We start from the raw sequence: 25783 nt of genomic DNA on the forward strand, positions 1-25783 counted from the left end.
AGCGTCGGCAGCGTCAGGTGTGTAGAAGAGACAGATGCCGGAACTGACCCCCAACGTATTTGTGAGCGATTTGTGGGGAACTCCACACGACACTGGGAACACCAGGACTGCTGCCAACAGGCCTGACGTCATCATTCCCACTGTCCACAGGAGTTCCCATGTTGCAAGTACCAACCGCCCCAACCCCGCTGCTTGGTTCCGTCGTTTGCACGCCTGCCGTCGCCGCCATCGGCGACAGCGTCTGCGTCGAAGTCAAGGCGCCGAACGGCCAGTCCTACGACAACAACGAAAGCGGCAACATCTGCATCAACGGCGTGCCCGGTTCCAAGCAGTACCTGGTGTGGAACCGCGCCGGCAAGAAGACCATCAACGTCACCGCCGGCAAGCGCGGCGCCATCGAGAAGCTGAAAGCCGAGGTCCAGATCAACGCCCCCGCCGACGGCAAGCAGCCGCCGATGCTGACGGTGCGCAGCGCGCCGCACAACCCGACCGCGATGATACTGACCGTGCAGAACGCGCCCGAGCGCCGCACCCAGGGCACGCCGCGTCCGCGCATCGAGATCAAGCCGCGCATCACGGCGATGAGCGCGCAGACCATCCCCGCACGCGACGCCGCCAGCCATCCGATCCTGCTGCCGACCACGCAGCCGCGCCTGGCCATCAACGCCGGCGGCGGCGCCACCGCCGCCGTCTACAACTGGCAGCTGGGCGCAATCGCCCTGGGCAGCACGCATCCCACCCTGCAACACGATTTCGCCGCCCAGCTCAACCCCAACCGGCCGCACACGGTGTTCCACGTGCAGGTGACGGTGCAGCAGCCCGGCGAGGCCCCGCGCGTGATCCAGCGCAGCGTCAGCGTGGCCAATCCCTACTTCCTGGCGCGCCAGCGCGGCGTGCTGCAGCCGCCGGTGGACAGCAGCGACTTCAGCGCGCAATTCATCGACGGCAGCTTCCGCGCCAGCTTCGTGGTGCGCAATCCCGAAGCGGGCAACCTCACGCTGACCAGCATGCAGCTGGAACTGGCCTATGAAGACGGCCCGCGCGAATTCGAGCTGCGCCCCGCCGTCGCCAGCGTCATCGTACTGAAGGCCCAGGCTAGCACCCGCATCGACGTCGCGATCCCGAAAGCGCAGCTGCCGCGGCAGGCCATCGCCTTCAGCGTGCATTACAAGGGCACGGCGCCGAACGGCCTGCCGGTGCGCGTCAGCGCCCACTTCGACCTGCCCCTGCACATGAGCAAAAAACTGCTGGTCAACGCCAACGCGCAAGCCCTGCTGAGCGACCTGGCCAGCCGCCAACTGGTCGCCAATCCGGCCTCGATCACGCTGGACGAAGTGGCGCACCTGAGCAGCTACGGCATGCTGCCGGCCGCCGCCTCGTCGGCGCTGCAGGTCGGCGCCAGCCGCGTGCCCGCCGCGCTGGCCAGCGCGCTGCAACCGCTGCACACGCTGACGGCGATGGACATGCACATGGCGCCGCCGTTCCCGGTCGAAGGCCAGGAATGCGATCCATGGAATATGCCGGACCACATCCCCGACGGCATGTTCTGCATGCCGACCCAGGAAAAACGCTGGATGCAAATGCCGCCGCGCTTCATGAACGCCAAGAAGGGCGACTTGATCCTCAACCCCAGCAACGGCAGCCTGATCTCCGCCGTGCTGCAAACGGTGACGCCGCCGCAGCGCTATTCGCACTCCGGCATCATGACCCGCAACCGCGACGAGATCACCCACTCCACCGCCTCGGAAGACCGGCTGATCGAATTCATCGGCGGCGACGGCGCCCGTCCCGACGTGCTCAAATACCTGTGGCCGGGCGTGGTCACGCAGACCGTCGAACACGCGGTCGACGGCGAGGACATGATCGATCCCGAGACCGGCAAGAAGCACCCGATCGCCGGCTTCGCCACCATCGAATCGAAGATGGACCTGGGCGGCGTGGCGCCGGAGATCGTGCCGGCCATGGTGGTCAAGCCCGACCCGCTCAACGAAACGCTGGAGATCCGCCAGACGCTGCACGGCATCGCCGATTTCGCCGCCCAGCAGGCCGGCAAGAGCCACTACCGCTTCTTCTGCTACACCAAGCCGTCCATCGGCCTGACCGACAAGGCGCCGGCCAGCGCCAAATGGGCCGCCAACACCTTCCCGACGGTGTGCTCGTCGCTGCTGTGGATGTCGATCAGGCAGTCCGGCGTGCCGATGGAGGGCGGCATGCTGGAGCAGAGCGACCTGGCGGCCGGCGCGCAGATCGTGCAGTCGACGCCGGACGGCCTGTACGTCTACCAGTCCGACGAGCGCATCGCCGCCGGCGAGATCCTGTACTCGAAGATCCACGAGATGGTGCTGGAGAGCGCCGGCTGGGCCGGCAACGCGCTGACCGACGCCGCCGACGATACCGCCAACCAGATGCTCAACGCCTTCGCCTCCGACTGGTGCGAGACCGACGCCAAGGACTCCGACGCCTGGCGCCAGACCGGCGACGCCAACGCCGTCAGCCCGGCCAACCTGTGTTTCTTCGACGCGCCGCTGTACGGCTACGCCGAACCGCTGATCTACCGGCCGGCGCGCTGGGAGGAAGTGACCATCTACCAATGGAAGAAGGTGGCGCAGACCGGGACGCTGCACGGCGTGGTGCATTACGGCGGCAAGCCGGCGGCCGGCGTCAACGTGCAGCTGTCGCAGAACCAGTTCACCCACAGCGCCGCCGACGGCAGCTTCACGCTGACCGGTGTGCCGGTGGGCAGCGTGCAAGTCACGGCCGACAAGCAGGAGCTGCGCGGCGCCGCAACGGTGACGGTGGCGGCCAACCAGACCGCCAATGTGACGGTGGACCTGAAGGATCCGCCGCACTGGTTCCGCCGCGTCACCATCGACGGCTGGATGGCGACCACCGATTATGAATTCGCCGCCGCGGCCTATCCGCACAGCGTCGGCGATTTCTACAACATCGCCCAACTGGGGCCGTCGTCCGACACCCATGTGGTCAAGGTGTTCGACCAGGTGGCCGACGACGCGATGGGCCGCCTGATCCTGACGCTTGACCTGCTGGCCAACGACGTCATCCAGGTCAAGGCCACGCTGCGCTGCTATGGCGAAGGCTATGCCGACGGCGACAACTACCAGGAAGGCCACCTGGCGCCGTTCACCGTCGGGCCGAACAAGAGCGGCACCTGGTGGATGTTCGTCGACGGCGACAACTACGCCGAGGCGCACTTCACGCTGACCAACAAGGTCGATCCGGTGTAAGCCGCAAGGCCAGGGGGCGGCCCGGCCGCCCCTTGCAGCACGATAGTTGTGGAAATAAAAGATTTGTTCTTTTCATAATCAGAATTAAACTGGTTGTTCCCGCGCAGTCCGCTTCCAGGAACCGCCATCATGGCTTCACTTGCCAAGACCTCCCGTCCCGCCGCCCGCCTGATCGGCCGCCACAGCGCCGTGCAGGCCATGCTCGACTCCCCCGCCACGCTGACCTGGATCGCCGCGCCGGCCGGTTCCGGCAAGACCAGCCTGGGGCTGGAATTCTGCCAGGCCGCCGGCCCCACTGTGGCGTGGCTGCGACTGGACGAAGCCGACATCGACCCGGCCAGCTTCCTGCTCTACTTCGAACAGGCGATCGCCAACGGCGGCGTGGCGCCGGGCTGGCAACCGCCGCCGCTGCTGCGCGAACACCTGCCGGCGCTGCACGGCTACCTGCGGCTGTACCTGCGGGCACTGGGCGCGGCGCTGGCGCCGGCCAGCTGCATCGTGCTGGACGACGCCCACCGCTGCCAGGACGCGCCCTTCTTCCGCCAGTTCCTCGACACGCTGGCCACCGAACTGCCGCCGGCCAGCAAGGTCGTGGTGCTGAGCCGCGCGCTGCCGCCGGCCGCCTGCGCGCGCCTGCTGGCGCACGGCGACATGCATGAACTGGACGGCGCGGCGCTGGCCTTCAGCCGCGACGAAACCGAAATCCTGCTCAACGTGCTGGGCATCGTCCATGCCGACAGCGTGGCCGACAGCGTCTACAACTTCACGCGCGGCTGGGCCGCCGGCATCGCGCTGGTGGCCTCGTGGCTCAAGCGCCGCCCCGGCGCCGCGCTGGCCGCCGAGGACGTGCTGTCGGAAGCGATGGTGGGCTACCTGGCCGAGGAAGTGTTCAGCGCCTACAGCGACGAGGAACGCGCCACGCTGCTGGCCGTGTGCTGGCTGCCGCACTTCAGCGGCGCGTGGGCGGAGGCCTTGTCCGGCGCGCCGCACGCGGCCGACATCGTGGCCCGCCTGGCGGCGCAGGGGGCGCTGATCTACGAATACCCCGGCCGCCAATATGCGCTGCACCCATTGTTTCAGGGCTTCCTGCGCAAGTGGGCCGCCACCCGCATCGACGACGCGCAGCGCCGCGCATGGATCGCCGGCTGCATCGACACCCTGCTGGCCGACGGTGGCGGCGACACCGCCATCAAGCTGGCACTGGAACACGGCATGCCCGAACGCGCGGCCGGCCTGATCGAATCGCGCGCCGAAGCGATGCTGGCCAGCGCCCGCCACACCACGCTGGCGCGCTGGATCGACGCCCTGCCCGAAGCGCAGCGCAGCCCGTGGCACCACTACTGGCTCGGCCTGGCCGTGTTCATGAGCGACACCGCGCGCGCCCGCGCCGCGCTGCTCAAGGCGCTGCAGGCGTTCACGGAACAGAACCGGCCGATGCACCGCTTCCTGGCGCTGAGCGCCATCATCAGCTCCTACTTCTTCGACGGTGCCGCCGAACAGCCGCTGCGCGCCTTCCTGCAGCAGCACATGGGGCCATCGGAAGACTACGACCAGCTGCCCGATCCCGACCTGAAAGCCCACCTGACGCACAGCATGTGGAGCGGCTTGTTCATGACCGATCCCGGCCACCAGGACATGGACCTGTGGGAGCAGCGCGCGCTGGACGTGCTGCGCCAGCCGGCCGATCCGACGTTGAAGGTGCGGTTGGGCGCCATGCTGGGCCAGCACTACTACCAGTCCGGCCGCTACGCCGCCGTGCGCTCGGTGCGCGTGCTGCTGGACGGGTTGCCGGAAGCGGCCACGCTACCGCCGTACGCGCGCTACCTGTCGCACCTGGTGCAGCTGTACGACGCGCTGGCCGCCATGGACCACGCGCGCTTCGACGCCGTCCTCGCCGCCTGCCGCGCCAGTTCGGAAAGCAGCGGCATCCGCATCATGGACGCGCACTACGTGCTGCTGTACGCGGCCGCCAGCCTGCTGCGCGGAGAACTCGACAAGGCCGCCGCCGCCATCGCCGACGTGGCGGCGCAAACGCCGCCGCAGCACCACAACCTGGTGGCCCATCTGCAGCTGACCCAAACCTGGCTGGCCAGCTGCGGCGGCGACGGCCAGGGCGCGCTGGCGCACGCCCGCCTGGCGCATGAAGCGGCGCTGCGTTTCGGCAGCGTGCCCTACGAGATTTACGCGCAGGCCGCCAGCTGCGTCGCCTGGACGCTGCTGGACCGTGAACGCTGCGCCGCCGAAACCGTCGTGCTGCGCCAACATGGCCGCGACTACAGCTCGCCGCTGGCGGCAACCCTGGCCGACCTGCTGGAGGCGTGGCTGTTCATCACCGGCGCCGACGGCAAGGCGCAAGCGCTGCCGCACCTGCAACGCGCGCACCCGGCGCAGCTGCTGCTGGCGCAGGACAAGCTGCGCCGCGCGCTGAACCACATCGCCTCGCAGGGCGGCGGCTACCTGACCTTCGCCACGCCGCACATCCTGCAACCGCTGTGCGCGCACGCGCTGGCGGCCGGCATCATCCCCGGCGCGGCCAATATGCTGGTGCGCGCCTGGCGCCTGGCGCCGCCGGAAGACGCCGGCGACAACTGGCCGTGGCCGGTGCAGGTGCGCAGCTTCGGCGGCTTCGAACTGCGCATCGCCGGCGAGCCATTGCGCTCGCAAGGCAAGTCCAAGCACCGCCAGCTCGACATCCTGAAACTGATCGCGGCCCATGCGCCGTCCAGCATATCGCTGGAGCGCGCCGCGGAATTGCTATGGCCGGACGCCGACGGCGACACCGCGCGCCATGCGCTGGAGACCACGCTGTCCCGTCTGAGGGCGACGCTGGGCGCCGGCTGCATCCTGCTGGAGCAGGGAGCGCTGTCGCTGGCGCCGCAGCAGTGCTGGAGCGATACCGCCGCGTTGGAACGGCTGCTGCCACGCCTGCAAACCCTGACGCAGGAATGGGCCGCCGCCGGCGATGCGGCTCCGGCATCGCATGAAGCCGCGCTGCTGGCGACCGCCACGCAGGTGCTGTCGCTGTATCGCGGAGAATTGCTGCTCGGGGAAAGCGCGCCGTGGTTGTTGGCGCGGCGCGAACTATGGCGCGGCAAGCTGGCGCGCGCACTGGGCGACGCCGGACGCCAGCTGGCCCACGCCGGCAACACGGCCGCCGCCGCGCAGTTGCTGGAGCGGGCGCTGGAGGCCGACCAGTACTGCAAGGTGCTGAGCGCGGACCTGATGCGCATCCATCTGGACGACACGGCCTTCGAAGCAGGACTGTCGGTCTACCGCCGCTATCAACGCATGTCATTGAGCGCGCTGGGCGCGCCGGTGGCGCCGGAGATCGAAGCGCTGGCGCAGCAGCTGCTGGCCGGCGCCGCGCAATCCGGCCCCGCCCACTTTGCAGGCAAGACCGGACCGACGCGAACTACATGATGTACTTCAGATGCGCGGCCGGGATGCCCATGGTCTTGGCCAGTTCGGGATTGGCGCGTATCTGCCGCTCCGCGCCTTCCATCGCCGGCACCTGCTGCACATCCAGCCGCACGGTGTGGGCTTCCGCCGCGCCGCCTTCGGTGCGGCGCGTGACTTTCTGCTTGTCCGGCGACACCAGCAGCACCACGCCGCCATGATCGCGGGTAGCGTTGAGCAGCGTGCCGTGTTGGTCGTTTTGCACGGTCAGGCCGGTGTAGCCCGCTTCGCGCAGCAGCGCGGAGATGTCGTTGACCAGTTTTTGATCCTTATCCATTTTCATTTTCCTTTTAAGCTGGGAGCAAGCCGAGCGCGGTATCGACGCTGGCGTTTTGTACGAAGGTGCCGGCGGCCTTGGTGCCATTGCCGGGCAGGTAGTAAGCCTGGGAGAACTTGACGTTGGCGATCGCCGACGTCAGTTGCGGCAGCAGGTTCTGCACCTGCTTGCGCACCGCCGGCATGGCCGCTTTCAGCGCGTCGGAAGCGGGACCGGCGCAGAACGGCGAGCCGCCTTCGAACGAGAACCAGGTGCCGTCGACCGTCACGTGCAGGTGCTTCTGGCTGTCGAGGAAGACGAACAGGAACACCGAGATGGTGCCGTCGATATCGCTGCAAGCCCACGGGGTCTCGATATGGAAATCGAAATTGACCTTGGCCAGCATGTCGAAAGGCTTGTGCGCGGCCGGCGACTGGATAAAGTAGGGAACGCCGATCCACGGCGTGCCCTGTACGCGCAGGCCGCTGGTGAGCGAGGCGCCGGCGGCGATCAGCTGATTGGCGACCATGCCGACGTTGGCGTTGGTATTAATCAGCTTGCCGAGGTCGACCACGATTTCGCCGCTGGGACGGTGGACGACGGACACCACGCTGCCCGGAGGCGATTCGGTGAACAATTGGTCGGCGGCGCTCACGGCGTTCTGGCAGATAAAGATGCCGTTGAAGTAGCCCTGTATGAAGGTGTATGTGCTGGTGACTGACATGATGCTTTCTTCCTGTAGATGAAGCGCCGCCGATGGAGTATCGGTGACCGCTGGAAGAACGTTAATCTTGTCCGACCCACAAATGACTTGCAAATGCCCGATGGCCAAATTGCAAGCTAGCGCCGCCCACTTCTACGCCAGCACTTTCCCCGACAGCAAAGCAAGATAGATGTGGCCAAGATCGAGGCTGCGGTGCGCGCGGCGGCCCGCCCCCGGCAGGCAAGTTCAGGCCGTCGTTTCCCGCGCTGGGTTGAGCAAGGAAGTCAGCACGTGGTCAGCCCACTGGCCGTTGATTTTCAAATACTCCTTCGCCAACCCTTCCCGCTCAAATCCTAAGCGGGACAATAGTTTCTCGCTTCTGTGGTTGTTCGGCTGGAAATTGGCCATAATCCGATGCAGACCATGGCTGTCGAAGATGTAGGGAATAGCCGCTTCCAGGGCCTCCTGCATATAGCCCTGTCCCTGATGGCCGCTGCCGAGGGAAAATCCCAAATGGCAGGCCTGAAAAGGGCCCTGGATGATATTCGTAAAACTGCACTCGCCGATCACTTCGGCGCTGCCCGCCGCCAGTACCAGCCAGTAAAGCGCCGATTTTTCTGCGACTTCGCTTGCCATCTTGCGCAGCCGGCTTTCGACTGCCTGCAAGGTAAAGAACTGCTCCGACCGTTCAGGCTCCCACGCATGCAAATGGGCGCGGTTGGACACGCGATAAGCGAGAACGCCGGCGCTGTCTTCGATCGTGGGAGCTCGGGGTACCAGGCGTTCAGTGATGAGGCGATCTAGCTTGTGATTAACCATGAGCGGAGATCAAAACAGTGTTTTCTTGGAACTCTTCATGCAAATTCCCATGGGGGTCAAGTCTGACATTCGGACACAAGCTCTACTGTACGTCCCTCAATAGCTGACCTCGTGTCCGAATGTCAGACTTGACCCCGGGGTTACTGTTTCAACAGACCCTCGATCGCGTCCAGCAGCACCGGCTCCTGGAACGGTTTGCCGAAGTAGGCGTTCACGCCCAGTTGCAGCGCGTAGTTGCGGTGCTTGTCGGCGCTGCGCGAGGTGATCATGATGATGGGGATGTTCTTGGTGCGCTCGTCGCCGCGCACATTGCGGGTCAGGTCGAAACCGTCCATGCGCGGCATCTCGATATCGACCAACATCAGGTCCGGCGTGACGCCCTGCAGCTGCTCCAGCGCGTCGACGCCGTCCTTGGCCAGGACCACGCTATAGCCTTCGCGCTCCAGCAGGCGCTGGGTCACGCGGCGCACCGTCATCGAATCGTCCACCACCATGATCGAGCGGCCCGGCGCGCGCGGCGCGCGGCTGTCGCCGGCCGCTTGCGCGTAGTGCTGCTTCATCTCGGGATGGTGCGCCAGGTGCTGCGCCAGCGCGACCGGGTTCAGGATCAGGACGATGTCGCCCGAACCCAGCACCGTGGCACCGGCGATGCCGACCATGCGCGCCAGCTGCGGGCCGATGTTCTTGATCACGACCTCGCGGTTGCCCAGCACTTCATCGACGCGCACGGCCAGCCGCTCGTTGCCGTTCTTGAGCATCATCACCGGCGCGGAGCGCTGCACCGGCGGATGCGCCGCCGCGTCGCCCAGCAACGCTGGCAAGTAATGCAGCACGGCGTGCTGGCCTTGGATCGGCACATAGCCGTTGTGGTGCGCTTCAACCAGCGCCGCTTCCTTCATCTGCAGCACCTGCTCGACCAGGATGGCCGGCAGCGCGTAGGTCTTGCCGGCGGCAGCCAGCAGCACGACCTGCGTGACGGCCAGCGTCAATGGCAAGTGGATGATGAAGCGCGTGCCTTTGCCGCGCTCCGTGAACGTGTCGACGCGGCCGCCCAATGCCTGGGCTTCGGACTGCACGATGTCCATGCCGACGCCGCGGCCGGACAGCTCGGTCAGCGCTTCGGCGGTGGAGAAGCCTGGTTCGAAAATCAGGTCGGCGATCTGAACGTCGGTGACTTCTTCGTCTGCTTGCAGCAGGCCGTTGCTGATCGCCTTGGCGCGGATGCGCTCCAGATCGAGGCCGGCGCCGTCGTCGGTGAATTCGATGACGACTTCATTGCCCTGCTGCGTCACTTGCACCAGCAGTTCGCCGGTTTCGCTCTTGCCCGCTTCGCTGCGGGCGGCGCGGCTTTCCACGCCGTGCGCGATGGCGTTGCGCAGCAGGTGCTCGAACGGCGCGGCCATGCGTTCCAACACGCTGCGGTCCACCTCCACCGCGCTGCCGCGAATATCCAGGTTGACGCGCTTGTCGACTTCCTTGGCGCTCTGGCGGGCGACGCGGAACAGGCGCTCGGAGATGCTGGCGAAGGGCACCATGCGCACGCGCATCAGGTCGCGTTGCAGGTCGCGCGTGAGGCGCGCTTGCAGCACCAGGTCGTCGCCGGCGTTGTCGACGCTGCGGGTCAGGCTTTCGTGGAAGGAGGCGACGTCGTTGACGCTTTCCGCCATCATGCGGGTCAGCTCCTGCAGGCGCGTGAAACGGTCGAATTCGAGTGGGTCGAATTCGCGTTCGCTGGAGATCGACATGCGGGAAGCGATCTGCGATTCAGCTTGCATTTCGACTTCGCGCAGTTGACGGCGCAAACGGGTCAGGTTTTCGGAGAAGTCGAACAGCGAGGCGCGCAACGTTTCGACCTCGTTCTCCAGCTTGGAGCGGGAGATCGATACTTCACCGGCCTGGTTCACCAGACGGTCAAGGATGTCGGCGCGCACTCGGACCAGTGGCGATTTGACGCTCGATTGCAGCTCGTCGGCCGGCGCGAGGGCGGTCGGCGTGGCGGCTGGGCTGTCGCCGGCGTCCGCGGCGATGTCGCCGGTGCCGGCGATGGCGGGTTCATTGGCCTCCATGCTGGCTACATCGGCGGCCAGGCCGGCGGCGGCTTGCTGCAAGGCGTCCGGATGCTGGAGCTGTTCGAACAGCAGCAGCGCGTGGTCGTAGTGGGCCAGCAGTTCGTCGAACGCTTGCGGCGTGGCGGAACCGGCGTGCACCATGTTTTCAATGTGCGTTTCGATTTCGTGGGCATGCTGGCCGAGGCGCATTGCGCCGGCCATGCGGGCGCTGCCCTTCACGGTGTGCAGGAGGCGCAGCAGGCTTTGGGCGTGCGCGGTGTCGGCGGGACTGTGCTGCCAGGCGCGCAATGCTTCGCCTACTTGCGGCAGCAGGTCCGCGCCCTCTTCCAGGAAGACTGGCAGCAGGTCGGCATCCAGTTCGTCGTTGAAGATCGCTGGTGCAGCGGTCAGGATTTCCGGTTCGGCCGGAGGAAGTTCGAGGATCTCGGTTTCCAGTTCGGGCTCGGGCTCGGGCTCCGGCTCCGGTTCAGGCTCCGGCTCGAAGATTGGCGGCTCCGGCTCCAGCTCCAACGCGGAAACTGGCGGCGCCGGCTCAGGTTCCGACGCAGGTTCCGCAGCCAGAGGCTCGGCTATCTTGAGCGGCGGTTCGGCGAAGGCATCGTCAAACGCTGCGTTGAACAGGTCATCGATGCTGTCGTCGGTCCGCGCTTCCGCTTTTTTCGGCGCTTCCACTGCCGCAGGAGCACCGGATTCCGGCGCGCTTCCGCTGAGCGCATCAAACGCCTCGCGGAACAGCCTATCCATCATCGACTCCATCGGCGCGGGTGGCGCGCTGGTGATGTCGTGCATCGTCTCCGCGACCAGATCATCCAGCCGGGCTTCGATCGCATTGCTGGCGGCGGGCGCCGTAGCTTCCAGCTCAGCGCGCAGGTCGTGCAGCGCGGTGACCAGCTCCGGCTGCGCGGACGGCATGTCGCCCGCCGCAAAACTTTGCAGCATCTGGCGGATGCGCTCTATCGTAAAGTCCAGCAAATCATGCTGCACCTGGTCCAGGTGCGGCGCAGGCGGCAGCAGCGCCTGGAGCGTGGACTCCAACGCCAACGCCAACTCGCGCAAAGCCTTGAAGCCCACCGTGCCCGAAGTACCGGCCAGCGTATGCGACGCCTGCAATGCCTCCGCATTGACCGGACGGCGCGGCTCATGGCGCCACTCGCCGAAGTCCTGCGTCAGCAGGCGAACCAATTCGTCCGTCTCGTGCAGATAGATGTTGTACAGCGGTAGAGGAATCTCCAGTTCGCCGATATGCTTGACGTTGTCGTCGCGCGGCACCGCCGGCGTGATGGTCGGGAATTCGATGACGTTGCCGGTGGAGGCGTACGCAGGTGGCGCCACCGCTTCCTCGGTTGCAGCAAGCGCAGGCTCCTCCGCCGCCACATCTTCCGGCGGCGGCACCGGCGACAGCGGCGACAGCGGCGACAGCGGCGGCGAAGGTGGCACAACCGCTGCGTCCACCGCGCCATCGATCACAAAATCGCCGCCATCCTGCACCCGCGCAGCCGCAGCGACCAGCGCTTCCGCGTTGCGCGCCGAAACGCCGGAGGCCACCAGCTCCACCACCCAGGCGCCCATCTGCCGCGCCGCTTCGTTGAGCAACTCAAACAATGCATCCGTCGCCGGCCGCGCTTCGGCCAGCCACACATTCATCACCCGCTCGATGCCATGCGCCGCATCGGCAAACTGGTTCAGGCCCACCATCCGTCCGCTGCCCTTGAGCGTATGGAAGGAGCGCCGCAGCATGGTCAGATGTTCCTCGCTACCCGATTCCGCGCGCGGCTTGGCCAGCGTCGCATCGACAAACTTCAGCACATCCTGCGCCTCGGAGATGAAGATATCGAGCAGCTCGGCCTCCACCGCCGCGTCGCTGCTGGCCGGCGCCGGCGCTTGCACCGGCATGGCCACGGGCGCCGGTGCCGGCACCTGCTGGTCCAGCACCGGTATCGACTCCGAACCCGCCATTTTCTTGAACGGCACCGAACGGAAAGTGCCATGCTCCGCGTCGAACGCAAAGCGCTCGCGCGCGCCGGCCGCGTTCTGCGCCAGCATATCGACAAAGAAGCCGAGCGCGCCGACGTTCTGCGCGATATCGTCCAGCGCCTTGGGCTCCAGCGACGGATCGCCCTCGCCGGCCGCCAGCGCATGAACAGCGGCCTTCACATGGCGAGCCGCCTGCGTGGCGCCTTCCTGGTCGAGCATCGCCAGCGCGCCCTGCAACTGGTGCAGCACCCGGTCCAGCTCCACCAGCGACGGGCGCTTCGACGGATCGATGTAGTACTCGTCGAGCACCTTCTCCACCTGTCGCAGGCCGGTCTTCATTTCCATCGCCAGCGCGACGACGGTATCGTCCTGCTGCATCTGCTGCGCCAGGCCGCGCTGCCACTGCGCAGGCTCCGGCGGCGTTTCGCCGGACACCAGCGCCAGCAAGCGGGCGCCTATCGTGTCGGCATGCGCGGCGAAATCGTCGGGCAGATGACGGATCTGCTCCAGTCCATGTTCGGCGAACAGCAGCGCGGTGGCCATCTCCAGCGCCAGCTCCTCGCTGCGGCCGGCGGAGATGGCGGTGCGCGCCACCTCGGCCAACTGCCGCAGCAGCACGCTCAATGCCGGCATCTCCAGCTGATCGCAAGCCTCGGCCACCTCGCCCAGCGCGCCGCCGAAAGCCGCATCCAGCGCCGTATCGATTTCCGCCCCGGCCAGCCGGTCCCAGTTGGCCTTCGCCTTCGCCATGCCGACCTTGGCGCGTTCCAGCGCCTCGAGGTCGATTTGGCCGTAGCGGCGGCGTTCGTAATCGGCCGGCACCAGGCCGTCGAGCGCGAACACGCGGCGCAGGCGCTGCACCGTTTCCGAGGCCGAAGCAGGCCCCGCGGCGGCGATGAAGAACAAGGCGTCGCGCAGCATCGCGTCCGGCTGCGCGGCGGTGCCCTGGCTCAGGCGGCGTATCTGCAAATTGATCATGCCGAACAACTGCTTGACGTACAGCCCACCCGCCAGTTCGCCGTTGGCCACCAGTTCGGCGAAGGCCTGCATCGCCAGCCAGAAGGTGCGCGCCTTGGCGTCCTGCTGCGCGGCGGCGACCAGCTTCACCGCCTCCAGCAGCGCGGCGGCATGCTCCTGCTGCTGCGCCGCGTCGGCGCTTTTCAAATACGGCAGCAGCGATTTTTCAAAGCGCTGACGGTAAGCCGTGTAGTCGGCGGCTGGCACTTCGCCGGCAGCCGCCGGATCGGCGCTGCGCGACAAGTCGGGATAGAACAAATCGGCCGGATGGATGCGCTCCGTGCCCAACATCTCCTGCACCGCGCGGTAATACGGGAACAGCTTGACCGGTTGCGATGGCCCGCCTTCCAGCAGCTCCTGCAAATACTCGACCAAGGCCTGATACAGCTCCGCCAGCGTCTGCGCATGGTCGGTGCTGCATTTGAGCGCGCCGGCCTTGAAGCGGTCCAGCGCGTCCTCGGCCACCTGCGTCACCAGGCCGACGCCGTCCACATCCACCATCATCAGCGCGCCGTGCGCCTGGTGCAGATGGGATTTGGCGTGCTGCAGCTGGGTCGCCTGATCTTCCGGCGCCCGGCCGCCCGCCTCGAACAGGGCGGTTTTCGAGCGTGCCAGCGACTCGCGGATTTCCACCATCACCCACGACAAGGGGCCGGTATCAAATTGCGGTTGCGGCGGATTCGGAAAATCAGTTGTGGTCATGCTTGCCTCGGCCTTTCAATGATGGGCGGTTCAGGACGCGATACGGAATCGCGCCACCGAGTTTTTCAATTCCTGCGCCAGCACTGACAGCTTATGAATCGATTGTGCGGTTTGTTGGGTGCCGTCCTGCGTCTGCTCGGTCACCGTCAAAATGTGTTGGATGTTCTGCGCCACGCCGGTCGCCGACGTGGCCTGCTGGCCGGTCGCCATCGAGATACCGGAGATCAGCTCGGCCAGGCGGTTCGACACCTGCGAAATGTCGTTCAGCGCCGCGCCGGCCGCGTCGGACAGGCGCGCCCCTTCGACCACGCCCTGGGTCGATTTCTCCATCGCCGCCACGGCGTCGTGGGTATCGGTCTGGATGGTGCGCACCAGCGCGCCGATCTGCTTGGCCGCTTCGCCCGAGCGTTCCGCCAGGCGCTGCACCTCTTCCGCCACCACCGAGAAGCCGCGTCCCGCCTCGCCTGCCGATGCGGCCTGGATCGCCGCGTTCAGCGCCAGCACGTTGGTCTGTTCGGTAATGTCGGAAATCAGTTCGGTGATCTCGCCGATCTCCTGCGACGATTCGCCCAGGCGCTTGATGCGCTTGGAGGTGTCCTGGATCTGCTCGCGGATCTCGTGCATGCCCTTGATGGCGTTTTCCACCGCCGTCGCGCCCTGCTGCGCCGCCGCCACCGACTGGCGCGCCACGTCGGCCGATTCGCTGGCCGAGCGCGAGACATCGGTAATCTCGTTGGCCATCTTGACCACGGTGGCCGATGCATCCTGGATCTCGCGCGACTGCTGCTGCGACGCCAGCAGCAGGTCGCTGGAGATGCTCTGCGCGTGGGTGGACGCCTTGGTCACCTGCTCGGCGGTGGCGGTCACGCGGCCCACCAGGCCGCGCAGCTCTTCGACCGTGTAGTTGACCGAGTCGGCGATGGCGCCGGTGATGTCCTCGGACACCGTGGCCTGCACCGTCAAGTCGCCGTCCGCCACTTCCTGCAGTTCGTTCATCAGGCGCAGAATCGCCGCCTGGTTTTGATCGTTCATGGCCTTGGCTTCTTCTTCCTTGCGCTGCGACTGCTGGCGCATGGATTCCGCCTCCTGGCGGCGGCGGTCGGCGCCACGGGTGCGGTTGTACGAATCGACCAGCAGCACGCGGCCGATGGCCGCCGCCGACACCAGCGTCAGCATGCCGCCGGCCACCATCAGCCAGAAGGTCATGCCCAGCGAATCCTGGTCCTGGCGGTAGGCCTGCTGCAACACCGACAGGCGCTGGCGCAGCGCCTCGTTGTCGGTGAAGATCAGCTGCTCGGCGCCCTTGGCGGCGCTGAATTTATCCAGCTTGTCGAGGATGCCCGTGACCAGCTTCTGGTATTGCTCGAATTCGGTTTTCAACGCCGTGAACTTCTCGCGCAGGTCCGGCTCGCGCACGGCGGCCAGTCCGAGCGGCGCGCTGCCGTTGAGGAAGCCGTCGACGGTGTTGCGGAACACGGTGGTGTCGCGCCCCAGCTGGAACGCGCTGTCCGACTTGATGCCGCCGCCGATGAGGAATTCGCCGGCGCTGCGGCTCATGCGCTGGGTCAGCATGGTCAACTTGCCGAGCGCCGCGATCTCGCGCGCCGTCCCGCCGCGCTGCACCTTGAGCGCGGAGATTTCCTCGGTGTGGGTCAGCAGGCCGGGCGACATGGCGTTGAGTTTTTGCAGCGTCTTGTCGACATCGCTCAAATCGGTCTTCAGCAGCAGGATGGTGTTGGCCGCCTTGTCCGACTGGTTCCACTGCTTGCGCGCGGCCGCGACGACCGGCGCCAGCGACGAAATCGGCTCGCCGATCTCGCGGCCCTGATAGCGGCCGCCGCGCGTCATCAGCACAAAGTCGTTGTTCAGTTCATTGCGGCTTTCCTCCAGCTGGCGGAAGCCTTCGGCGCTGCCCTGCACCGCGTTCGGCGTCGCCTTGCCGATGCGCTGCGAGTGCATCAGCGCATCGCTGGCGACCTGGGTCTGGGTCGAGCGGTTGGCGCCGTGGATGGTGTTGAGGGCGACGAACAAGGCGCTCAACAGCAAGCTGACCGCCAGCGCCGTCGACAGGATGCTCAGCTGGCGCTGCGCCGGCAGGTGGCCGATCAGCGGCAGCTTGAAGCCGGCGCCCGCTTCGGCCGCCGCGACGGGCGCACTGCCACGCCGGCCCAGCGCATCGCGCAGGCGCAGCGGCGCGGCGCTGTCTTCGCTGTCGGCGTGACTGGTGCCGACGGGCGCCTGCTGCGCCTGAACGGCGGTGTGCATGAACTGCGAATCGCCTGCTTCGCCGAATTCTGAATTCGCTGCCAGATCCTGGCCGGCATTCCGGTTGCCACGCGAGAAAAACCCCATCTTGAAAGCCATTACACCCTCTCCGGATTAGTTGCGACCTACACCAGTATGCCGCCCTTACAAACCAACTTGCAGAAAACGCGCTTCGCGCACCAGCTGCGCCAGGTCGATGCGGGTCCATTGCTGGCCCTCGCTGTCGGTGAAATGCTGGCGGCACCATTCGGGTCCGGCGTCGTCCTGCGCCTCCACGGCCTGCATGTCGGCCAGCTTGCGCAGGCCCAGCACGCGCTCGGCCAGCAGTGCGCAGTTGAAGCCCAGCGAGGGCGCGAATGTGATCAATCGGCAGTCGGAGGCCGCGGCGTCGCCGGTGGCCTGGCCCTGGTAGCGCGCCAGGTCGACCACGCCGGTCAGGTTGCCCCGTATATTGGCCAGGCCCTGATACCAGTCCTGCGCCAGCGGCACCGGCGTGACCGGTTGCAGCGGAACGATCTCGCTGATCTGCGTCAGGTCAAGCAGGCAAAGACGGCCGCCTACCAGCACGCCCAGTTCGCGGCCGCCGACGGCGACGCCGGTTTTGGCGGCCTGCATGCGCTCGAGCAGCTGCACCTGGTACTGGCGCAGGCGGCTGCGGCGTTCCGGACCGGCCGGTGTGGATGGGGTATCGGGCGTCTGGCTGCTCATCGTTTAGCCGAGGGCGGCGATTTTGGCCAGCAATTCGGCGGCGTCGACCGGTTTCACCAGGTAGTCGCGCGCGCCCTGGCGCAAGCCCCAGATACGGTCGGTCTCCTGGTTCTTGCTGGAGCAGATAATCACCGGCACGTCCTGCAGGTCGGGATCGCGGGCGATCGCGCGCGTGACCTGGAAGCCGTTCGCGCCGGGCATGACCACGTCCATCAGGATCAGCTGCGGCTTGTCGGCCTTGATCTTGGCCAGCGCTTCCTCGCCGTTTTCGGCGGTGGAGACGGAAAAACCGTTCTTGACCAGGATGTCGGTCAGGTAGTAACGCTCCGTGGGCGAATCGTCGACGATCAGAATTCTTTGTATGGCCATGGTATTCCCCTGAAGCTTAGTTATTCTCTTAGTTATTCTTGTGGTGAGACTGCGCCGCCGGTGTGCTCGCGCACCGCGGCCAGCAGGCTGTCTTTGGTAAATGGTTTGGTGAGGTAGGCCGCCGAGCCAACCATGGCGCCGCGCGCGCGGTCGAACAGGCCGTCCTTGGACGACAGCATCAGCACCGGCGTGGCGTGGAATTTGGCGCTCTTCTTGATCAGCGCGCAGGTCTGGTAGCCATCGAGGCGCGGCATCAGGATGTCGCAGAAGACCAGCGCCGGATGATGGTCGTTGATCTTGGCCAGCGCGTCGAAGCCATCCTCGGCCAGCACCACCTGGTAGCCGGCCTGGGTCAGGAAGATCTCGGCCGACCGACGTATCGTGCTGCTATCGTCGATCACCATGATTTTCAGGGCATTAGCGTGCGGCGTGGTCGTCGTCATAGTCGGTTCGCTGGAATGGTGGCTACACCATAGCATAGGCGGGAGGCGGCTGGCGCGTTAGTCGCAACGCTTAATAGCAGCGTTTAACAACGCGCCAGTCGGCCGGCGCGGGGTATCAGATGGCTACCATCTCGAAATCGTCCTTGCGGGCGCCGCATTCCGGGCAGCTCCAGTTCATCGGCACGTCGGTCCAGCGGGTGCCGGCGGCGATGCCCTCGTCCGGCAAGCCGGCTTGTTCGTCGTAGATCCAGCCACAGATCAGGCACATCCAAGTCTGGAACTCCTGCGTTGTTTCATTGCTACTCACGTTCTGTCACCCTTCAATCAAGTAAAATGCTGAATTAGGTATCTTAATCTACCCGCCGTGCAAAACCAAACATCTCCTCTCATATTAAGCTTCGGCGCCGCCGATCCGGCCGGCGCGATCGGCGTCCAGGCCGACCTGGCAGCATTTTCCGCCCTCTCCTGCACCGGCCTGGCGGTGACCACCGCGTTGCTGATCGGCGACAGTGCCCGCGTCGAAGACGCGCAGGACATCGATGCCGACTGGGTTTCCGACCAGGCCCGCGTGATCCTGGAAGACATGACGATGGCCGCCTTCAAGGTCGGCGCGTTGAATAATGTCGAGCAGGTCGCGGCCATCGCCGAGATCCTGTCCGACTATCCCGATGCGCCGCTGATCCTCGATCCCTTCAGTTCCCGCCTGCCCGATCCGGCCGACGCCGACGAAGTCGAAGAGCTGCTGACGGCCCTGCGCCAGCTGCTGGTGCCGCAGGCCACGCTGCTGATGCTGTCGCAGGTGGAGCTGGGCCGGCTGGCCGAAACCTGGCGCGAAGGCGCCGAGGACACCATGGAATCGGATGTCGAGCATTTGCTGGCCCTGGGCTGCGAATTCGTGCTCGTCACCGGCACCCACGCCGGTGCGCAGCAGGGCGAAACGGCCGCGCCGAACACGCTGGCCAACACCCTGTTCGGCGCCGACGGCATGATCAGCCACGACGCCTGGCAGCATATGCCCGGCCCATTCCTGGGCGCCGGCGGCACGCTGTCGGCGGCGATCACCGCCTTCATGGCGCGCGGCAGCGACGTGCCGGACGCGGTGAAGGCGGCCCAGGAATACACCGTCGGCGCGCTGGCGCACGCCCAGCGCTACGGCATGGGCAAGTTCATACCGAACCGTTTCTTCCACATGCAGCAGGCTTTACCAACTTGATATTGAAGATGCCATCATGACCACGACTTCCAAAAAACAGGTTTCAAAGAACGACGAGTTGTTCGAACGCGCCCAGAAAACCACGCCCGGCGGCGTCAACTCGCCGGTGCGCGCCTTCCGCTCGGTGGGCGGCACGCCGCGCTTCATCACCCGCGCCGAAGGCCCGTACTTCTGGGACGCGGACGACAAGCGCTATATCGACTACATCGGTTCCTGGGGCCCGGCCATCGTCGGCCACGCGCATCCGGTGGTGGTGAAGGCGGTGCAGGAAGCGGCCGCGCGCGGCCTGTCGTTCGGCGCGCCGACCGAAGGCGAGGTCCTGATGGCCGAGGAAATCTGCCGCCTGGTGCCGTCGATCGAGCAGGTGCGCCTGGTCTCGTCGGGCACCGAGGCGACCATGAGCGCGCTGCGCCTGGCGCGCGGCGCCACGGGCCGCGACAAGATCATCAAGTTCGAGGGCTGCTACCACGGCCACGCCGATTCGCTGCTGGTCAAGGCGGGCAGCGGCCTGCTCACCTTCGGCAATCCGACGTCGGCCGGCGTGCCGGAGGACTTCGTCAAGCACACGCTGGTGCTGGACTATAACAACGTACAGCAGCTGGAAGAGGCGTTCGCCTCGTTCGGCGACGAAATCGCCTGCGTGATCGTCGAGCCGGTGGCCGGCAATATGAACCTGATCAAGGCCAGCGAAGCGTTCCTGAAGTCGATGCGCGCGCTGTGCACCAAGCATGGCGCGGTGCTGATCTTCGACGAAGTGATGTGCGGTTTCCGCGTGGCGCTGGGCGGCGCGCAAGCACTGTACGGCATCAAACCGGACCTGACGGCGCTGGGCAAGGTGATCGGCGGCGGCCTGCCGGTGGCGGCCTTCGGCGGCAGCGCTGAGTTGATGAGCAAGATGGCGCCGTTGGGCGCCGTCTACCAGGCCGGCACCTTGTCGGGCAATCCGGTGGCGGTGGCGGCGGGCATGACCACCCTGAAGATCATCCAGGAGCCGGGCTTCTACGAGAAACTGAGCGCGACGGCTACGCGCCTGGCGGCCGGCCTGACCAAGGCGGCCAAGGATGCGGGCATCGTGTTCTGCGCCGACGCGGTGGGCGGCATGTTCGGCCTGTACTTCAGCGAGACGCCGCCCAACAACTACGCCGAGATGATGGCCGGCGACCGTGCGCGCTTCAATGTGTTCTTCCACGCGATGCTGGACGAAGGCGTGTACTTCGCGCCGGCCGCGTTCGAGGCGGGCTTCGTCTCGGCGCAGCACAGCGACGCGGTGATCGACGAGACCATCGCCGCCGCCGCCCGCGTCTTCAAAAAACTCGCGTAAAAACCGGGGGGCAAGTCTGACATTCGGTGTTAGATTTCGTCTTCCTCGTCCTCTTCGGACAGCTGGATCACGCCGGTGTTGAAGTTGTATTCGAACAGGTCGCCGTAGCGGCCCCACTCGATGGCCACGCGCAGCGCGCGTTCCGCCTCTTCTTCGCTGAGCGTGAAGCGCAGCAGCTTGAGGAACAGATCCTCCGGCAAGTCGCCCGACTTGTCCTGCTGCAGACCGTGACAGATGTAGGCGATCAGCGGCACATGCTCCAGCAGCTGCTTGCCGAAGATCTCCTGCCGCTCCGTGTTGCTGGCCGCCGCGTACTTGCCACCCAGATCGGTCAGCAAAATATCGCCGTTGGTCAGGTAGGCAAAGCCTAGCAGGATCAAGCCGTTCAACACTTCCAGCAGTTCGGCGTCGGTCAGCTCCGTTTCTTCGGCCAGCTGCGGCAGGTCGGCGCGGCCGGAGAACGGCTCTTCGGACAGCAGCTCCAGGATACCTTCCATGTGCGCGATGTCGGCCTGCGGCAGGCGGTCGCCCAGCTGCAGCTTGACTTCTTTCTCGCTGATCAAGCCGCGGCGGCCGGCGCCGGCGGTCATCAACTCATACACCTTGTCGATCAGTTGGCGCACTTCCGGCCCTTCGGCCTTGCGCGGCTGCGGCAGCGAGATCGGCAACTCGGCGCGCACGCGGCCAGGATCGCTGGCGAAGATCAGCACGCGGTCGGCCATCATCACCGCTTCCTCGATATTGTGCGACACCACCAGGATCGCCTTGGTCGGGATCTGGCCGGACTGCCACAGCTCCAAAATCTCTTCGCGCAGGCGCTCGCCGGTCAGCACGTCCAGCGCGGAAAACGCCTCGTCCATCAGCAGCACTTCCGGCTCCATCACCAGCGCGCGGGCGATGCCGACGCGCTGGCGCATGCCGCCCGACAGCTCGCGCGGCAGCGCGCCTTCAAAACCGGACAGGCCGATCAGCTCAATCACCTTTTCGGCGCGGCGCGCGCGCTCCTCGGCCGGCATGCCTTGCGCCTCCAGCCCCAGCTCGACGTTCTTCTGCACCGTCAGCCACGGGAACAAGGCGAACGACTGGAACACCATGCGGATCCCGCGCGCCGTGCCGTACAGCGGCATGCCGCGATACAGCACCTGGCCTTCATCGGCCTGGATCAGCCCCGCCATGATGCGCAGCATGGTCGATTTGCCGGAACCCGACTGCCCCAGCAGCGCGACGATCTCGCCCTCGTTCAGCGTGAAGTCCACGCCTTCCAGCACCGAACGCGCGGAGCCGTCGGCGCCGCGAAAATGCTTGCCGACCGATTTCAATTCGACGATAGGAGTGCTCATAATTCGATCTCAATACTAGAAATGCAGCCGGCTCTCGGCCATGGTGTACAGGCGGCGCCACACGAAGTGATTGAAGCCCATGACGAAGATGCACATGATACCGATGCCCAGCGCGATGCGCGGGAAATCACCTTTGGTGGTCATCTCCTGGATGTAGCTGCCGATGCCGTGCGCCTTCAGCGTGGTCGGGCCCCAGCTGACATATTCCGCCACGATGCTGGCGTTCCACGAGCCGCCGGTGGCGGTGATGGCGCCGGTGACGAAGCTGGGGAAAATCGCCGGCAGCAGGTAGCGACGCCATTTGAGCCAGCCGGTCAGGCCGAAGTTCTTGGCGGCGTGACGCAGTTCGGTCGGGATGGTGGAGGCGCCGGCGATCACATTGAACAGCAAATACCACTGGGTGCCGAGTATCATCAGCGGCGACAGCCAAATGTCGGGGTTCAGGTGGTAGCGCACGATCAGCACCACCGCCACCGGGAATACCAGGTTGGTCGGGAAGGCTGCCAGGAACTGCGCCACCGCCTGCGTGCGCGAAGCCCAGCGCGGGTTCATGCCGATCCAGACGCCGACCGGCACCCACACCAGCGCGGCCAACGCCAACAGCAGGATCACGCGCGTCAGCGTGTACAAGCCAAGCACGAACACATGCCCCACTTCGGCCCAGCCGACTTCCGTGCTGATGAAGTGGCCCAGGCTCCACAAGGCGTAGAACACCACGGCGGCGATCACCGCATCCCACACGCGCTGCGGCACCAGCGAGGGCTGGTCGCGGCGGGCGCGGATCGAGGTGCCGTCATGACTCAGGCGGAACAGGGCGATGGAGCGCGACAGCAGGTTGCCGAACCATTCGACCATGGCCTGCGTGCGCTCGGTGCGGCGCAGCCAGGTGAGCAGCCACGATTGCTGGGCGGTGTCGCTGCCGGTTTCCTCGAAGCGGAACTTGTCGGCCCATGCCAGCAAGGGGCGGAAAAACAATTGGTCGTACATCAGCACCCCGACCAGCATGGTGAGGATGGCCCAGCCGATGGCGCCCATGTCGCTCTTGGCGATGGCCATGGCGATATACGAACCGATGCCGGGCAGCTTGATGTCCTGGCCGGAGACCGAAATCGCTTCCGACGCCACCACGAAGAACCAGCCGCCGGACATCGACATCATCATATTCCACAGCAGGCCGGGCATGGCGAAGGGCAGCTCCAGGCGCCAGAAACGCTGCCAGCCCGAGAGCTGGAACACGCGCGCCGCTTCCGACAATTCGGCCGGCACGGTGCGGAAACCCTGGTAGGCGGAGAACGCCATATTCCAGGCCTGCGAGGTGAAGATGGCGAAGATCGCCGCGCACTCCACGCCCAGCAGGCTGCCGGGGAAAAAGGCGATGAAGGCGGTGACGGTGATCGACAGGAAGCCGAGGATGGGGATCGATTGCAGGATGTCGAGCATCGGCACCAGCACTTTTTCGGCCAGCCGGTATTTGGTGGTGAGGGCGGCGAACACGCAGCTGAACACCACCGACGCGCCCAGCGCGATGAACATGCGCAGCGTGGTGCGCAACAGGTAGTAAGGCAGGTAGCTCGGATCGAGCGACAGCGGCAGCGTCTGGCCCAGCTCATAGGGGCGGACCATTTGCTGGCTGCCGTAGGCCAGCAGGACGAACAGCGCCAGCACGATGGGCAGCAGGGCCCAGTCCCAGCGGTTACCGCCAGCTTCGACCACCTGGCGGGGGAAAAATTGCCGTTTTTTGCTCATCGTTTTGTGCTTTCTTCGGCCAGAATAACCGATGCGAGTGACCGGAGAGTGACACAGGCCGCCATTCTAAAGGATAACTTAAGTGAAATTAATTACGATCGTGAAAGTTGGTGACTATTTACGGCCCTTGTAAGGCGCATAATTATGTGACTATAGGATTAATATTGCGCGTTATGAAATTGATTGCTGAAAAACGGTCCAAGACCGACAAATACGACGTCCTGCGCTTCGTGCGCAACAACGGCAGCTGCACCGACACGGTGATGCCGCGCCAGGGCATCTTGCCACACGATCTGTTGCACTACGTGGTGGAATCGGCCTTGCCGCTGCGGCACGGCTTCCTCAGCCTGCTGGCGCGCGGCGCCGATGCGCAGTTCGTCATGGAGGCGGTGCACGATGCCGCCAACAAGGACGTGGAGACCGAGGCGGTGCAGGCGGAAGCGATCGTCGAGGGGCTGCAGGCGCAGTTGTGGTCGGGCGCGTTCGACGAGCAAGCCTTCCTGGCCGGCGCCGCCTCCGCCTGCACGGCGCGCGACAAGCAGCCGTTCGACTTCAGCAAGATCGGCATCGACATCAAGGCGGCGCTGTACGACCGCGCGCTGTCGCTGAACGAAAAATGGATCACGGCGCCCTACTTCAGCACCCTGTCCTTGGAATTCAGCCCGCAGCCGGTGTGACGCTTACTTCAACCACCCACGGCGGCGGAAGTACCAGAACGGGGCGATGGCGCTGGTGATCATCAGCGCGATGGCGAACGGGTAGCCGAGCTGCCATTCCAGCTCCGGCAGCCACTTGAAGTTCATGCCGTAGATCGAGGCGATCAGGGTCGGCGGCAGGAAGGCCACGCTGGCCACCGAGAAGATTTTGATGATCTTGTTCTGGTTGATGTTGATGAAGCCGACCGTGGCGTCCATCAGGAAGTTGATCTTGTCGAACAGGAAGGACGTGTGGCCGTCCAGCGATTCGATGTCGCGCAGGATCTGGCGCGCTTCCTCGAACTGTTCCGAATTGAGCAAGCGCCCGCGCATCAAAAAGCTGACCGCGCGCCGCGTATCCATCATGTTGCGGCGGATGCGGCCGTTCAAGTCTTCCTCGTGGGCGATGGCGTTCAGCGCGGCGGCCGCGTCCTGGTCGGTGAACTCTTCCTGCAGCACGCGGCCGCTGACTTCTTCCAGGTTCTGGTAGATGCCTTCGAGCGCGTCGGCCGAGTACTCGGCGTCGGTCGCGTACAGGTCCAGCAGCACGTCCATGTAGTCGGCGATCGAGCCGGGCCGCGAACGGGCGCGCATGCGCACCAGGCGGAACACCGGCAAATCGTCGGTGTGCACCGAGAACAGCATCTTGCGCGCCAGGATGAAGGCCACCGTGACGATGCGCGACGGGCCGTCCTCTTCTTCCAGCAAAAAGTCGGTGCGCAGGTGCAGGTCGCCGTTTTCCGCTTCGTAGTAGCGGGCCGACGCTTCGATGTCCTTGACTTCGTCCTCGCCCGGCAAGGTCACGCCGTAGATGGTCTTGACCCACGCGCGTTCGTCGTCCGTCGGGTCGGTCAGGTCGACCCAGACCGGCTCGACCTGTTCCAGGTCTGCGCGACTGTCGATGGGTACCTGGTTGAGCCGGCCATTCTGGAGAACGAAAACATTGATCATGGGTACGCGAGCCTTCTGGAAACAGCGCAAGTGTACCCGCAAAGCCCCTGCCGAGGCCAGCCTGCCATGCGGTTTTTCGGCCTAGCGGGTCGCTTTTTCTATCATTTTATCGGTGGCCGACTGCGGGGCCGCGTCGGCCGGGTCCGGCTTGGGTACTTTGGGCGCTTCGATGCCGCGCGTGTCGAGCGCCTTGACCACCTTGCCGCCCTTGCAGTCGACGTCCGACAGCACGGTTTTGCCGTCGATGACGCACTTGCGCAGCACCCCGGCCGGCGCCGCCGGCACGGCCACCGCGGCCGCCGATGCAGACGCTGAGGCCGAGGCCGACGCGGCCGCCGGCGCCTGGCCGCTCAGCTTGGCCAGTCCTTCGGTGAAGAAATTGCGCTCATGCCGGGCCGACATCAAAAACGCCATCGCAATCGCCGCCAACGAGGCCATGATGATGGCCACCTGGATCAATCCGAGTCCACGCTGCTTGCTTAACATCGCTG

18 protein-coding genes are annotated in these 25783 nt (G+C 65.7%); 5 read left to right on the plus strand and 13 right to left on the minus strand.

What is annotated here, in order from left to right:
• The first annotated feature begins 158 nt into the window (after window positions 1-158).
• The gene (locus AC07OK_RS09580) at window positions 159-3245 is read left to right on the plus strand and encodes a carboxypeptidase-like regulatory domain-containing protein (protein ID WP_494690093.1); all 3087 of its coding nucleotides are present in this window, start codon (window positions 159-161) and stop codon (window positions 3243-3245) included.
• A gap of 129 nt (window positions 3246-3374) precedes the next feature.
• Window positions 3375-6665 (plus strand): AfsR/SARP family transcriptional regulator, encoded by a 3291-nt coding sequence (locus AC07OK_RS09585; protein WP_494690094.1) that lies wholly within the window; start codon window positions 3375-3377, stop codon window positions 6663-6665.
• On the opposite strand, the gene AC07OK_RS09590 is transcribed toward AC07OK_RS09585, so the two are convergent.
• The 9 genes from AC07OK_RS09590 to AC07OK_RS09630 all read right to left on the minus strand — a co-directional run bounded on the left by AC07OK_RS09590 (window position 6658) and on the right by AC07OK_RS09630 (window position 18294).
• Complete coding sequence (locus AC07OK_RS09590) at window positions 6658-6978, minus strand: hypothetical protein (protein ID WP_494690095.1); 321 nt, start codon at window positions 6976-6978, stop codon at window positions 6658-6660. The genes AC07OK_RS09585 and AC07OK_RS09590 overlap by 8 nt on opposite strands.
• 13 nt (window positions 6979-6991) lie before the next feature.
• On the minus strand, window positions 6992-7681 hold the full coding sequence (locus tag AC07OK_RS09595; protein ID WP_494690096.1) for a hypothetical protein: 690 nt from the start codon (window positions 7679-7681) through the stop codon (window positions 6992-6994).
• Window positions 7682-7906: 225 nt separating this feature from the next.
• Window positions 7907-8479: a GNAT family N-acetyltransferase gene (locus AC07OK_RS09600; protein ID WP_494690097.1), complete on the minus strand. Its 573-nt coding sequence runs from the start codon at window positions 8477-8479 to the stop codon at window positions 7907-7909.
• Window positions 8480-8619: 140 nt separating this feature from the next.
• Window positions 8620-14241 carry a hybrid sensor histidine kinase/response regulator gene (locus tag AC07OK_RS09605; protein ID WP_494690098.1) on the minus strand — a complete coding sequence of 1874 codons (5622 nt, stop codon included), beginning with the start codon at window positions 14239-14241 and terminating at the stop codon, window positions 8620-8622.
• Window positions 14242-14271: 30 nt separating this feature from the next.
• Entirely contained in the window at window positions 14272-16605 is a 2334-nt protein-coding gene (locus tag AC07OK_RS09610) for a methyl-accepting chemotaxis protein (RefSeq protein WP_494690099.1), read from the minus strand.
• 45 nt (window positions 16606-16650) lie between these two features.
• Window positions 16651-17214, minus strand: a complete 564-nt coding sequence (locus tag AC07OK_RS09615) for a chemotaxis protein CheW (protein WP_494690100.1) — start codon at window positions 17212-17214, stop codon at window positions 16651-16653.
• Window positions 17215-17217: 3 nt separating this feature from the next.
• A complete protein-coding gene (locus AC07OK_RS09620) occupies window positions 17218-17583 on the minus strand; it encodes a response regulator transcription factor (protein ID WP_020701176.1) in 366 nt (121 codons plus the stop codon).
• A 32-nt stretch (window positions 17584-17615) separates the two neighbouring features.
• Window positions 17616-18026: a response regulator gene (locus tag AC07OK_RS09625; RefSeq protein WP_494690101.1), complete on the minus strand. Its 411-nt coding sequence runs from the start codon at window positions 18024-18026 to the stop codon at window positions 17616-17618.
• A gap of 115 nt (window positions 18027-18141) precedes the next feature.
• Window positions 18142-18294: a rubredoxin gene (locus AC07OK_RS09630; RefSeq protein WP_494690102.1), complete on the minus strand. Its 153-nt coding sequence runs from the start codon at window positions 18292-18294 to the stop codon at window positions 18142-18144.
• A gap of 96 nt (window positions 18295-18390) precedes the next feature.
• On the opposite strand from AC07OK_RS09630, the gene thiD reads away from it, so the two are divergent.
• Window positions 18391-19239, plus strand: a complete 849-nt coding sequence (gene thiD / locus AC07OK_RS09635; RefSeq protein ID WP_494690103.1) for a bifunctional hydroxymethylpyrimidine kinase/phosphomethylpyrimidine kinase — start codon at window positions 18391-18393, stop codon at window positions 19237-19239.
• Window positions 19240-19255: 16 nt separating this feature from the next.
• Window positions 19256-20560 (plus strand): glutamate-1-semialdehyde 2,1-aminomutase, encoded by a 1305-nt coding sequence (hemL, locus tag AC07OK_RS09640; protein ID WP_494690104.1) that lies wholly within the window; start codon window positions 19256-19258, stop codon window positions 20558-20560.
• 29 nt (window positions 20561-20589) lie between these two features.
• On the opposite strand, the gene AC07OK_RS09645 is transcribed toward hemL, so the two are convergent.
• Window positions 20590-21900: an ABC transporter ATP-binding protein gene (locus tag AC07OK_RS09645; RefSeq protein ID WP_494690105.1), complete on the minus strand. Its 1311-nt coding sequence runs from the start codon at window positions 21898-21900 to the stop codon at window positions 20590-20592.
• Window positions 21901-21915: 15 nt separating this feature from the next.
• Window positions 21916-23646 (minus strand): ABC transporter permease, encoded by a 1731-nt coding sequence (locus AC07OK_RS09650; RefSeq protein ID WP_494690106.1) that lies wholly within the window; start codon window positions 23644-23646, stop codon window positions 21916-21918.
• A 173-nt stretch (window positions 23647-23819) separates the two neighbouring features.
• On the opposite strand from AC07OK_RS09650, the gene AC07OK_RS09655 reads away from it, so the two are divergent.
• Window positions 23820-24323, plus strand: a complete 504-nt coding sequence (locus tag AC07OK_RS09655) for a hypothetical protein (protein WP_494690107.1) — start codon at window positions 23820-23822, stop codon at window positions 24321-24323.
• Window positions 24324-24326: 3 nt separating this feature from the next.
• Here AC07OK_RS09655 and corA read toward each other — a convergent pair whose 3' ends face one another.
• Entirely contained in the window at window positions 24327-25292 is a 966-nt protein-coding gene (gene corA / locus AC07OK_RS09660; protein ID WP_217940965.1) for a magnesium/cobalt transporter CorA, read from the minus strand.
• 81 nt (window positions 25293-25373) lie between these two features.
• Entirely contained in the window at window positions 25374-25778 is a 405-nt protein-coding gene (locus AC07OK_RS09665) for a DUF4124 domain-containing protein (RefSeq protein WP_494690108.1), read from the minus strand.
• Window positions 25779-25783 lie beyond the last annotated feature (5 nt).

The organism is Duganella sp. GW821-FHT07G03, from assembly GCF_059418605.1.

Coding starts and splice junctions, on each gene's coding strand:
- AC07OK_RS09600 (WP_494690097.1), bottom strand. CDS start 8,479: ATGGTTAATCACAAGCTAGATCGCCTCATCACTGAACGCCTGGTACCC.
- AC07OK_RS09655 (WP_494690107.1), top strand. CDS start 23,820: ATGAAATTGATTGCTGAAAAACGGTCCAAGACCGACAAATACGACGTC.
- AC07OK_RS09615 (WP_494690100.1), bottom strand. CDS start 17,214: ATGAGCAGCCAGACGCCCGATACCCCATCCACACCGGCCGGTCCGGAA.
- AC07OK_RS09610 (WP_494690099.1), bottom strand. CDS start 16,605: ATGGCTTTCAAGATGGGGTTTTTCTCGCGTGGCAACCGGAATGCCGGC.
- AC07OK_RS09650 (WP_494690106.1), bottom strand. CDS start 23,646: ATGAGCAAAAAACGGCAATTTTTCCCCCGCCAGGTGGTCGAAGCTGGC.
- AC07OK_RS09590 (WP_494690095.1), bottom strand. CDS start 6,978: ATGGATAAGGATCAAAAACTGGTCAACGACATCTCCGCGCTGCTGCGC.
- AC07OK_RS09620 (WP_020701176.1), bottom strand. CDS start 17,583: ATGGCCATACAAAGAATTCTGATCGTCGACGATTCGCCCACGGAGCGT.
- AC07OK_RS09595 (WP_494690096.1), bottom strand. CDS start 7,681: ATGTCAGTCACCAGCACATACACCTTCATACAGGGCTACTTCAACGGC.
- hemL (WP_494690104.1), top strand. CDS start 19,256: ATGACCACGACTTCCAAAAAACAGGTTTCAAAGAACGACGAGTTGTTC.
- AC07OK_RS09630 (WP_494690102.1), bottom strand. CDS start 18,294: ATGTGCCTGATCTGTGGCTGGATCTACGACGAACAAGCCGGCTTGCCG.
- AC07OK_RS09580 (WP_494690093.1), top strand. CDS start 159: ATGTTGCAAGTACCAACCGCCCCAACCCCGCTGCTTGGTTCCGTCGTT.
- AC07OK_RS09625 (WP_494690101.1), bottom strand. CDS start 18,026: ATGACGACGACCACGCCGCACGCTAATGCCCTGAAAATCATGGTGATC.
- AC07OK_RS09645 (WP_494690105.1), bottom strand. CDS start 21,900: ATGAGCACTCCTATCGTCGAATTGAAATCGGTCGGCAAGCATTTTCGC.
- corA (WP_217940965.1), bottom strand. CDS start 25,292: ATGATCAATGTTTTCGTTCTCCAGAATGGCCGGCTCAACCAGGTACCC.
- AC07OK_RS09605 (WP_494690098.1), bottom strand. CDS start 14,241: ATGACCACAACTGATTTTCCGAATCCGCCGCAACCGCAATTTGATACC.
- AC07OK_RS09665 (WP_494690108.1), bottom strand. CDS start 25,778: ATGTTAAGCAAGCAGCGTGGACTCGGATTGATCCAGGTGGCCATCATC.
- AC07OK_RS09585 (WP_494690094.1), top strand. CDS start 3,375: ATGGCTTCACTTGCCAAGACCTCCCGTCCCGCCGCCCGCCTGATCGGC.